The 9,902-nt window shown below is 61.7% G+C and carries 14 protein-coding genes; 10 read left to right on the top strand and 4 right to left on the bottom strand.

Going from position 1 to position 9,902, the window contains the following annotated elements; translation table 11 throughout:
• Together B3V69_RS14610 and B3V69_RS14605 are read right to left on the bottom strand one after the other, a co-directional pair.
• The coding region (locus B3V69_RS14610; RefSeq protein ID WP_296447730.1) for a xanthine dehydrogenase family protein molybdopterin-binding subunit at nucleotides 1-1,541 on the bottom strand (1,541 nt) is incomplete at its 3' end.
• A 10-nt stretch (nucleotides 1,542-1,551) separates the two neighbouring features.
• Nucleotides 1,552-2,016 (bottom strand): (2Fe-2S)-binding protein, encoded by a 465-nt coding sequence (locus B3V69_RS14605; protein WP_296447728.1) that lies wholly within the window; start codon nucleotides 2,014-2,016, stop codon nucleotides 1,552-1,554.
• 200 nt (nucleotides 2,017-2,216) lie between these two features.
• On the opposite strand from B3V69_RS14605, the gene pdxH reads away from it, so the two are divergent.
• The 5 genes from pdxH (at nucleotide 2,217) to B3V69_RS14580 (ending at nucleotide 4,969) form a co-directional block, all read left to right on the top strand.
• Nucleotides 2,217-2,879 (top strand): pyridoxamine 5'-phosphate oxidase, encoded by a 663-nt coding sequence (pdxH, locus tag B3V69_RS14600; RefSeq protein WP_296447727.1) that lies wholly within the window; start codon nucleotides 2,217-2,219, stop codon nucleotides 2,877-2,879.
• 127 nt (nucleotides 2,880-3,006) lie between these two features.
• Nucleotides 3,007-3,186, top strand: coding sequence for an oxidoreductase-like domain-containing protein (locus tag B3V69_RS14595; RefSeq protein ID WP_296447764.1), 180 nt, complete (start codon nucleotides 3,007-3,009; stop codon nucleotides 3,184-3,186).
• Between the two features lie 72 nt (nucleotides 3,187-3,258).
• Nucleotides 3,259-3,537: a DUF427 domain-containing protein gene (locus B3V69_RS14590; protein WP_296447725.1), complete on the top strand. Its 279-nt coding sequence runs from the start codon at nucleotides 3,259-3,261 to the stop codon at nucleotides 3,535-3,537.
• A complete protein-coding gene (locus tag B3V69_RS14585; protein ID WP_296447723.1) occupies nucleotides 3,534-4,160 on the top strand; it encodes a class I SAM-dependent methyltransferase in 627 nt (208 codons plus the stop codon). The genes B3V69_RS14590 and B3V69_RS14585 overlap by 4 nt, the downstream gene beginning before the upstream one ends.
• Nucleotides 4,157-4,969 carry an alpha/beta fold hydrolase gene (locus B3V69_RS14580; RefSeq protein WP_296447721.1) on the top strand — a complete coding sequence of 271 codons (813 nt, stop codon included), beginning with the start codon at nucleotides 4,157-4,159 and terminating at the stop codon, nucleotides 4,967-4,969. The genes B3V69_RS14585 and B3V69_RS14580 overlap by 4 nt, the downstream gene beginning before the upstream one ends.
• Nucleotides 4,970-5,026: 57 nt before the next feature.
• Here the strand turns inward: B3V69_RS14580 and B3V69_RS14575 are convergent, their stop codons facing one another.
• On the bottom strand, nucleotides 5,027-5,689 hold the full coding sequence (locus B3V69_RS14575) for a DsbA family oxidoreductase (protein WP_296447719.1): 663 nt from the start codon (nucleotides 5,687-5,689) through the stop codon (nucleotides 5,027-5,029).
• A gap of 265 nt (nucleotides 5,690-5,954) precedes the next feature.
• Here B3V69_RS14575 and B3V69_RS14570 point away from each other — a divergent pair, with 265 nt between their 5' ends.
• Together B3V69_RS14570 and B3V69_RS14565 are read left to right on the top strand one after the other, a co-directional pair.
• A complete protein-coding gene (locus B3V69_RS14570; RefSeq protein ID WP_296447717.1) occupies nucleotides 5,955-6,332 on the top strand; it encodes a serine hydrolase in 378 nt (125 codons plus the stop codon).
• Nucleotides 6,329-6,658, top strand: a complete 330-nt coding sequence (locus B3V69_RS14565; RefSeq protein ID WP_296447715.1) for a serine hydrolase — start codon at nucleotides 6,329-6,331, stop codon at nucleotides 6,656-6,658. Before B3V69_RS14570 ends, B3V69_RS14565 begins: the two co-directional genes overlap by 4 nt.
• A 187-nt stretch (nucleotides 6,659-6,845) precedes the next feature.
• Here the strand turns inward: B3V69_RS14565 and msrA are convergent, their stop codons facing one another.
• Complete coding sequence (gene msrA, locus B3V69_RS14560; RefSeq protein WP_296447713.1) at nucleotides 6,846-7,388, bottom strand: peptide-methionine (S)-S-oxide reductase MsrA; 543 nt, start codon at nucleotides 7,386-7,388, stop codon at nucleotides 6,846-6,848.
• Between the two features lie 185 nt (nucleotides 7,389-7,573).
• Between msrA and B3V69_RS14555 the strand changes: the two genes are divergently transcribed.
• The 3 genes from B3V69_RS14555 to B3V69_RS14545 all read left to right on the top strand — a co-directional run.
• Nucleotides 7,574-8,290 carry a TetR/AcrR family transcriptional regulator gene (locus tag B3V69_RS14555; RefSeq protein ID WP_296447711.1) on the top strand — a complete coding sequence of 239 codons (717 nt, stop codon included), beginning with the start codon at nucleotides 7,574-7,576 and terminating at the stop codon, nucleotides 8,288-8,290.
• Nucleotides 8,287-9,435, top strand: a complete 1,149-nt coding sequence (locus B3V69_RS14550; protein ID WP_296447710.1) for an efflux RND transporter periplasmic adaptor subunit — start codon at nucleotides 8,287-8,289, stop codon at nucleotides 9,433-9,435. Before B3V69_RS14555 ends, B3V69_RS14550 begins: the two co-directional genes overlap by 4 nt.
• Nucleotides 9,436-9,438: 3 nt before the next feature.
• Nucleotides 9,439-9,902 (top strand): efflux RND transporter permease subunit (locus B3V69_RS14545; RefSeq protein ID WP_296447709.1); only part of this gene is annotated, 464 nt, incomplete at its 3' end.

The following is a 9,902-nucleotide window of genomic DNA, read 5'->3' as shown; positions in this document are numbered from 1 at the left end:
GCAAAAGCATTCATGTTGTGGCTCACGGAGCGCCAGTAACCGACACGCATGCCAGAGTCGTGTATCACCAGGTCATGCTGTGTATTGGGGATTTCATAGCCCGCCACCGCCGCTTCCGCCATGAACGGGTCAAACGTGTCCTTGGGCAGGCCAAAAGCGCGTTGGGTGATCGACTGTGAGGTGACCTTGAACTGCAGTGCCACCGGGTTGCCCTGGGCATCGAGTCCGGCCTGCAGCTGGTTCAGGCCCAGTGGACGATAGAAATCGTGTGTCATGTCATCTTCACGTGACCACAGCAGCTTCACCGGCCGACCCACGGCCTTGGAAATTTGCGCGGCCTGCACGATGAAGTCCAGCTCCAGCCGACGGCCAAAGGCGCCGCCCAGGAACGTGGTCTTCAGGGTCACGTCTTCCGGCTTGAGGCCCAGCGTAGCGGCCACGGCGCCATGCGCACCCTGCTGGAACTGAGTGGGTCCAACCAGCAGGCATTTGCCATCCTTGAAGCTGGCGGTGAAGTTCATCGGCTCCAGCGGCGCATGCGCCTGCATGGGCGAGATGTACTCCGCCTTGACGGTCTTCGCCGCACCCTTCATGGCTTGCGCCACATCGCCCACCGGTTTGCCAATGGGCAGCACCTTGCCGCTGTCGGCCGCGGCACGCGTGCTGGCCAGTACCACGTTTTGGTCCAGCGCGGCACCCGCACCCTCGTCCCATTGCACGGTCAAAGCCTTGCGGGCTTTTTGAGCTTGCCAGTAACTGTTGGCGACCACCGCCACGCCGTCATTGACCTGAACCACATCGATCACACCGGGCATGCCCTTGGCGCTGCTGGCGTCAAAACTCTTGACCTTGCCGCCAATCACCGGACACTGCTCGATGCTGGCGTACACCATGCCCGGCAACTTGACGTCGATACCGAACTCGGCCGTGCCATTGACTTTGGCCGGGGTGTCCAGACGCTTGGTGCGCTTGCCGACGATTTTGAAATCTTTCGGATCCTTCAACACCACTTTCTCCGGCACCGGCAGCTTGGCCGCGGCTTCGGCCAGCTGGCCATAGCTGGCCTTCTTGCCGCCTGCGCCGATCACCATGCCGTTCTCGGCCTTGAGCGTGCCGCGATCCACTTTCCACTTGTCAGCGGCCGCACTGATCAGCATCTCTCGCACCTGGGCACCACCGATGCGCAGTTTTTCCCATCCGTCGCGCACCGAAGTTGAGCCACCGGTAACCTGCGCGCCCAGCAGGGCATTGACATACACAGCATTGGGTGGCGCGATGTCCACCTTGATCTGATTGAGATTGACGTTGAGTTCCTCGGCGATCAGCATCGGCAAGGAGGTGTAGACGCCCTGCCCCATCTCCGACCGCGCCGAAATCAGGGTGATGGTGTTGTCGTCTGCAATATGCACCCAGGCGTTGGGTGTGTACAGGGTGCCGGCAGCCAGTGCCCCGGTAGTGGCGCCAGGCAAGGCCAGGCCCAGCATCAGGCCGGAAGTGGCAATGGCGGAGGTTTTAAGAAAGTCGCGACGTGAAGTTGTCATTTTTATCTCCTCAGGCGTTACGCATGGTGGAAGCTGCATCCTTGATGGCAGCCCTGATACGCGGGTAGGTGCCGCAGCGGCAAAGGTTGCCACTCATGGCCTCATCAATCTCGGCGTCGCTGGGGTTCTTGTTCTTCTCCAGCAAGCCAGCAGCACTCATGAGCTGGCCTGACTGACAATAGCCGCACTGCGGCACGTCGTGCTTGATCCACGCCACCTGCAGCGGGTGGGTGTTGTTCTTGGACAAACTCTCCACCGTGGATATTTTCTTGCCAACGACGCTGGAGAGTGGCGTCTGGCACGAGCGCACCGGTTTGCCATCGAGGTGCACGGTACAGGCGCCGCACAGCCCGGCACCGCAACCAAATTTGGTGCCGGTCAGGCCGAGTTCATCGCGAATCACCCACAAGAGGGGGGTGTCCGATTCGGCATTGGCGGAAACCGCCTTGCCATTGAGTTGAAATTTGACGCTCATCAGGGTGTCTCCTTGGTAATTTTTGACGTGCGGTTGGGAATAAGTCCCATTTCTTTGCACATCTATTAGACTAGATCAATACCGACGATGCTCTATACGGGTAAGCCCCATGGGTTTAAAAGTTTTTGCAAATTGAGACAGTTTTCCTGTCAACTATGCGACACAACCCTTCGGATCAGGGACCTGCCTATACTGCGCCCATGACCTCTCTTGCCGATCTCCGCAAAAGCTACGAACGAGCCGAACTCAATGAGGACGCATCGCACGCCAACCCCCTGCAGCAGTTTGACCAATGGCTGAAGGAAGCCATTGCGTGCGAGACGCCCGAGCCCAACGCCATGACCTTGGCCACCGTGGCCGGCAACCTTCGTCCCAGCACCCGCGTGGTGCTGATCAAGGGCTATGACGAACGCGGCATCACCTGGTTCACCAACTATGACAGCCGCAAGGGCCAGGAGCTGGCGGGCAACCCTTTTGCCGCCCTGCAGTTTCATTGGGTGGAGCTGGAGCGGGTGGTGCGCATCGAGGGCGTGGTCGAGAAAGTCAGTAGCGAGGAAAGCGACGAATACTTTCACAGCCGCCCTCTTGATTCACGCATTGGCGCCTGGGCCTCGCCGCAAAGCCAGGTGATCTCGGGGCGAGGCACGCTGGTGGCCAACGCCGCCAAGTACGGGGCGAAATTTTTGCTGCAACCGCAACGTCCGCCGTACTGGGGCGGCTACCGGCTCAAACCCGACCACTGGCAATTCTGGCAAGGCCGCAAGAGCCGTCTGCATGACCGGCTGCGCTACACCTTGAGCGCTGGCGCTGATGCCACGACCGGCGCCGAGCCGGTGTGGATTCGCGAACGGCTGGCGCCCTGAGTCACGTCAAAGCAAGACCTTGCGCGCGGCCTGCTGGACGGCCTGGGCACATCCTACAAGCAAGTTATCAACGAAAAGGCAGGCCGAATTGAACCATTGCGCGATCGACCGCCATTCGGCCGTCGTGATGTTCCGCACGCTGGCACAGCGCGCCCGTGAACTTGGCATCACCCTTCGCCAGCCGCCACCCGAGCCGACCACCTGCTGTGGACGCGGCTGCAACGGCTGCGTGTGGGAGGGCTACTACGCGGCGGCCACCTTCTGGCGGGAAGACGCATTGATTGCCATTGAGGCGGCATGCGCCTGAGCCGTTCGATTGCGGGGCATCCAATCAATAATCGGCGGGGACATCCACTCCAATTCACCTTGAAAGCCACCCATGAAAGCCATCTGGAACAACACCGTCATTGCCGAGAGTGACGACACCGTCTTGGTGGAAGGCAATCACTACTTTCCTGAAAGTTCGCTCAAGCGCGAGTTCATCACCTTCAGCAACCACAAGACCTCGTGCGCCTGGAAGGGCCAAGCCAGCTATTACTCGCTGCTAATCAATGGCGAGCTCAATACCGACGCCGTGTGGTACTACCCCGAGCCCAAACCCGAGGCCGAGATGGTGCGCGGCCGCGTGGCGTTCGCCAACAGTGTGAAGGTGGGATGAGCAATTCCTGGTACGACCGCCACATCCTGCCCCACGCGCTGGACTATGCCTGCGGCCTGCCTATGGTGGGCCGCCAGCGCCAGTTGGTAGTGCCGTTGGCGCAGGGCCGAGTGCTGGAGGTGGGCATCGGCACCGGGCTGAACATGCGCTACTACAACAAGACCCGCGTCACCAAAATCACGGCACTGGACCCGGCGCTGGAGTTGCACCCGCTGGCGCGCGAGCGCATCGCGCAGGCCGGGCTGGAGGTAGAGTTGCTGGGTCTGTCGGCCGAACAGATTCCGCTGCCTGACGCGAGCTTTGACACGGTGCTGATCACCTACACCCTGTGCACCATTCCCGACCCGCTGGCCGCCCTGCATGAAATGCGCCGCGTGCTCGCACCCGGCGGGCAGTTGCTGTATTGCGAGCATGGCCGCGCACCCGATGAATCAGTGCGGCGCTGGCAAGAGCGACTGCAACCGCTGTGGGGCAAGTTCTCCGGTGGTTGCCACCTGGGGCGCGACATTCCCGCGCTGCTGCTGGCGGCGGGCTTTCAGCTGCCCGACCTGCACACCCGTTATCTGCCCGGTCCGCGACCCATGACTTTCCATTACTGGGGCGTTGCCCGCGCCACACCATGACATCTTCCCTACGCAACATCCAGGGCATCGACATTTTCATCGAAGGCGACGGCCCGCACACCGTGGTGATGATCCACGGCTGGCCCGACACCCACCGCCTGTGGGACGGTACGGTCGCGGCGCTCAAGAGCCAGTATCGTTGCGTGCGCTTCACGCTGCCGGGCTTTGACATGGCCCAGCCAGCCCGTGCCACGTCGCTGGCGCAAATGACGGCGTTGTTCAGCGCCATCGTGGAGGCGGTGAGCCCGGACCAGCCGGTCACGCTGCTGTTGCATGACTGGGGTTGTATCTTCGGCTACGAATTCGCCATGCAACATCCGACGCGCGTGGCGCGCATGGTGGCGGTGGACATCGGCGACCACAACGCCGGGGCGTTTCTCAAATCGCTCACCGCCCGGGCCAGGCGGCAGGTCTTCGCCTACCAGTTCTGGCTCGCCCTCGCCTGGACGCTGGGCGGCGCCATCAGTGGCGCACTGGGCAATCGGATGACGCGCGGCATGGCACGCGCCATGCGCTGCCCCACCGAGCCCTCCCGCATCGGCTGGCAGATGAACTACCCTTACGCCATGCAGTGGTTCGGCTTGCTCGGCGGCTTTCGCGGCGCGGCACAGATCAGCCCGGCCTGCCCCGTGCTCTACCTCTATGGCGCGCGCAAGCCTTTCATGTTCCATTCACCGCAATGGCTGGCGTTGCTCACAGCGCGACCGGGCTGCGCGGTGCAGGCATTTGACACCGGCCATTGGGTCATGGTGGAGCAGCCCGCAGCGTTCAATGCGTGCGTGGCCGCCTGGCTGGCGACAGCGCACTAAAGACAAACCGGCGGCGCGTACTTTATGTCGAAGCACTCGATGGGTTTTGCGCCGCCGTCAAGCCCCTTCCTGGCCCGCCGCAATCTGGCGTAGCGCCTGCTCGAACACGGCCACGGGCTGACCACCGGAAATCAAATGCCGGTCGTTGATGATGACGGCCGGTACCGAATGAATGCCTTGGCCGGTGTAAAAGGCTTCGCGCTCGCGCACCTCGGCGGCGAATTCGTCACTGGTCAAAATGGCACGCGCGCGCGCCACGTCCAGACCCGCCTGCGCCACCGCGCGCAGCAACACCTCGTGCGACTCCATGCTCTGGCCCTCGCTATGGCAGGCCGCCAGCAACGCCTTCTTCAACGCAGTCTGTTGGCTTGTCGTCTCCAATCCGGCCCAGTGCAGCAGGCGGTGCGCGTCAAAGGTGTTGTAGATGCGGCCGCGCCCGGCCCGGTTGAAACTGAAACCGACATCCGCGCCACGCTGACGAATGGTGTCGCGAATCTGCGCCTGCTGCTCTGGCGTGGAGCCATACTTCTGCGCCAGATGCTCGCCGATGTCCTGTCCGCCGGGCGGCATTTGCGGGTTGAGTTCGAAGGGCTGGAAATGCAGCTCCGCGGCCACCTCTCCCTGCAACTTGCCGAGCGCCTGCTCCAGGGCAGACAAGCCGATGGCGCACCACGGGCAGGAAATGTCGGAGACGAAATCGATCTTCAGGGAATGGGTCATGAACTGGGCCTGCTGTGCTGGCGTTGAAATTTTGATTGTCCAGCAAGCCTGATAACCCTGCCGGCTGTCAGCTCGTTACGGTCCCGGCTCACCCCCTTCAAAGGCCCGAGCCCCGGGGCGTCAGCACGGTCCCGACGGCGACTCGCGCTTTACCGCGAAAAAGGAGTACGCATTAGATCGTTTCCTGAATGGAGCTCGTGGAGGCGCCATCTAAAAAGCGCCCAACCCGTTGTGTTCGGAAACAAAAAATCTTGAGGAGACACCTATGCAACATTTCAAAATCGGTTTTGCCGGACTTCTGAGCACCCTGTTGCTCGCCGCTGCGATCCAGGCCAATGCAGCCGATCTGCCCAGAGCGAAGCCCGAGCAGGTGGGCATGTCATCGCAGCAATTGCAGTTGCTCACCAACAAACTGAAAGCGGACGTTGCCAGCAAAAAGTTGCCCGGCGCGGTATTGCTGATCGGCCGGCATGGCAAGGTGGCCTATGCACAGAGCGTGGGGAAACTTGATCCGGCACTGGACACCCAAATGACCGAGGACGGACTCTTTCGCATCTACTCCATGAGAAAACCCATCACCAGCGTCGCCGCCAAGATGGTGGTGGGCGTCGAGAAACCCGACGGCAACGCCGGCGGCGCTTGAACCAGCCCGGTACCACCTGCGAGGACAGCCACTCCACCGATATCCTCGGATGCGTCATTGAAGTCGTGTCTGGAAAATCGCTCTACCAGTTTGAAAAAGAACGCATCCTGGATTCATTGGACATGCAGGACACGAGCTTTTATGTGACCGATGCCCTGAAAAAAAGGAGGCGGAGCCCTTTGCGGATGACCGCCACATTGGACTCAACGCCGATTTTGGCGACCCCCGAGTTGCGAAGAGATGGGGGTCGGGTGGTGGGGGCATGGTGTCTTCAGCCGCGGACTATTCCCACTTTTGGTAGTACAGGCCGTAGGAATCCTCTTTGAGGACGGCAAACTTGCCTTCCACCGTCACCGGTTCCAGCGAGTATTTGAGCGGAATTTTGATTTTGACCTCCACCATGCTCTCCAGACCGCCCGCGCAGCAGCAACACGCCGCCCTGCGGCACCTTGATGGCGGGAAAAGCCAGCGTCGGCCCCAACGGGTACTGGTACTGGAGTCCGTGCGATGTAATCAAGGTTTCACCAGCCGCGCAAAGGTCTTGCGGAACTTCGCCACCTTGGGCGCCGCCACGGCCACGCAGTAGCCCTGGCCCGGGTTCTTCTCGAAAAAGTCCTGGTGGTAGTCCTCGGCCGGCCAGTAGTTGGCCAGCGGCAAGACCTCGGTCACTACTGCGCGGTTGTAGACGCCGCTCTGGCCCATTTCGCGGATGACGTCTTTGGCGACCGTTTCCTGCTCCGGCGTTGAGACATAGATGCCGCTGCGGTACTGCGTGCCGCTGTCATTGCCTTGGCGGTTCAGCGTCGTGGGGTCGTGGATGACGAAAAATATTTCCAGAATCTCACGCAGGCTGATCTGGACCGGATCAAACACCAGTTTGACGACCTCGTTATGGCCGGTGCTGCCGGTGCAAACCTGCTCGTAGCTGGGACGAACCGCGCGTCCGTTGCTGTAGCCGCTTTCAACATCCATCACGCCCTTGACCGCCACATAGACGGCCTCCGTGCACCAGAAGCAACCGCCGCCCAGGGTGATGGTTTGCAGGGAATCTGTCATGGGAAATCTCCTCTTAAAACGGTTGGTCGCGTCGACCCCGCGCATCTTACGCGTCGAGGGCTGCGCTGCCATCCGCAGCCCCGTGTTTGCTCAAATTTACACAAGGACTTGGCCCGGCGGCCCGCCAGCAATTGACAGCCCCTTGGTCAGACGCTACATTAAATAACCAGTTAGTCATTAATTTCATGCCGCTTTCCAAACTGATCTGCAAAACCAAGTCCGAGGTGCACGCCAAGCACGAACGCCGCAAGGACGCGCGCCCAGGCGAACTGCTGGCCGCTGCGCTGGACCTGTTCGTCGAAAAAGGTTTCGCCGCGACCAAGGCCGAAGAAGTAGCCCGGCGCGCCGGTGTTTCAAAAGGCACGCTGTTCCTCTATTTTGCAAGCAAGGAAGAACTGTTCAAGGCGGTGGTGCGCGAGAACATTTCGGGGCGCTTCTCGGAGTGGAATGCCGGCTTCGATGCGTTCGAGGGCAGCACGCCTGACATGTTGCGCCACGCCATGACGCTGTGGTGGGCGCGCCTGGGCAGCTCCAAGGCCTCCGGCATCACCAAACTGATGTTGAGCGAGGCCGAAAACTTTCCGGAACTGGCCGCCTTCTACCAGCATGAAGTCATCCAGCCGGCCCATGAGTTGATCCGCCGCATTCTGCAGCGCGGGGTTGACCGCGGTGAGTTCGCGCCCGTGGACATGAAATACGGCGTCTATACGGTGCTGGCGCCCATGATTTTCTTGCAGATATTGATGCACTCCAAAGCCGCTTGTTGTGACAATACAGAAGCGTCCCAACTAGTGCCTGAAGACTACCTCGCAGCACAAGTGCAAACCATTCTTGCCGGCCTGTGCGTGCGACCGCCCCTCCCCTCTTCTCCTCCAACAGACGAAGGACTTCCCTCACTATGAAACGCTGGTTGAAATGGGCGCTCGTCGCCTTGGTCGTCGTTTTGCTCGCCACCGGCGTGTTGCGTGCGCTGTCAGCCCGCAAGGCCCAACAGCAAGCCGTGGCCGCTCAGGCGGCCCAGCGCACACAAACCGTGGTGGAACTGGGCGCGGCCGATGTGGTGCAGGTCAAAACCCGTGAGCTGGCGCAGGGCCTGCCGATCTCGGGCGCGCTCAAGGCCGTGAACACGGCCATCGTCAAGGCGCGAGTGGCGGGTGAGCTGCAGGGCCTGACGGTGCGCGAGGGCGATCTGGTCAAGGCCGGCCAGATCATCGCCCGCGTCGATTCAACCGAATACCGGGCGCGCGTCAGCCAGGCGCAACAGCAGGCGGAAGCCGCCAAAGCCCAGATTGACATCGCCCGGCGCAGCTTTGACAACAACCGCTCGCTGGTGGCGCAGGGATTTATTTCCAGAACCGCACTGGACTCTTCAATTTCCAGCCTCGCGTCGGCCGAGGCCACCTATCGCGCCGCCCAGGCCGGCGCCGAGATTGCCAGCAAGTCACTGGAGGACACGGTGCTGCGTGCGCCTATTGCCGGCCTGATTGCGCAGCGACTGGCACAGCCCGGTGAGCGCGTGGCGATCGACGCGCGCATCGTGGAAATCGTCGATCTCAGCCGGCTCGAACTCGAAGCCAGTGTGAGCGCCAGCGAGTCGCTGGACGCGCGCGTGGGCCAAAGCGCCGCGCTCCAGATCGAAGGCTCCGCCAAGCCCGTCAGCGGCAAAGTGGTCCGGGTCAACCCCAGCGCCGTGGCCGGCAGCCGCGCCGTTCTGATTTATCTGGCCGTTGACGCGGCCCCCGGCTTGCGCCAGGGCCTGTTTGCACAGGGCACGCTGGGCACTGATCACCTGCGAGCCCTGGCGGTCCCCTTGAATGCGGTGCGCACCGACAAACCCCAGCCCTATGTGCAACTGGTGAGCAACAACCAGATAGTCCACCAGACGGTCGAGATGGGCGCGCGCGGCGAAGTCGACGGACAAACCATGGTGGCGATCAAAGGCGTCGCCGAGAACGCGACGCTCGTCGCCGGCACGGTCGGACCCCTGCGCGAAGGCAGCGCCGTGAAATTCACGAACCCTTTGAACCCAACGCCAGGCGGTAAATAGACCATGTGGTTCACCCGCGTCAGCCTTCACAACCCCGTCTTCGCCACCATGGTCATGCTTGCCATCGTGGTGCTGGGCCTGTTTTCCTACCAGCGTCTGCAGGTCGACCAGTTTCCCAACGTGGACTTTCCGGTGGTCGTGGTCACCGCGGACTACCCCGGTGCGTCGCCCGAGATTGTCGAGAGTGAAGTCACGAAGAAGATTGAAGAAGGCGTCAACTCGATCGCTGGCATCAATGCCCTGACCTCGCGCAGTTACGAAGGACAGGCCGTTGTCATCATCGAATTCCAGCTGCACATCAACGGGCGCAAGGCGGCCGACGATGTGCGCGAGAAAGTGGCGCTCATCCGACCCACGCTGCGCGCCGAGGTCAAGGAGCCACGGGTCTTGCGCTTCGACCCCAGCAGCCGCGCCGTGTGGTCGGTGGCGGTACTGCCTGATATGGCCCCCACGCTTGCCGCTGCGCG

The sequence above is a fragment of the Rhodoferax sp. UBA5149 genome (assembly GCF_002413825.1).
Lineage (GTDB): Bacteria > Pseudomonadota > Gammaproteobacteria > Burkholderiales > Burkholderiaceae_C > Rhodoferax.
Note: the sequence above shows the minus strand (reverse complement) of the source record. Positions and strands in the feature narration are given on the sequence as shown.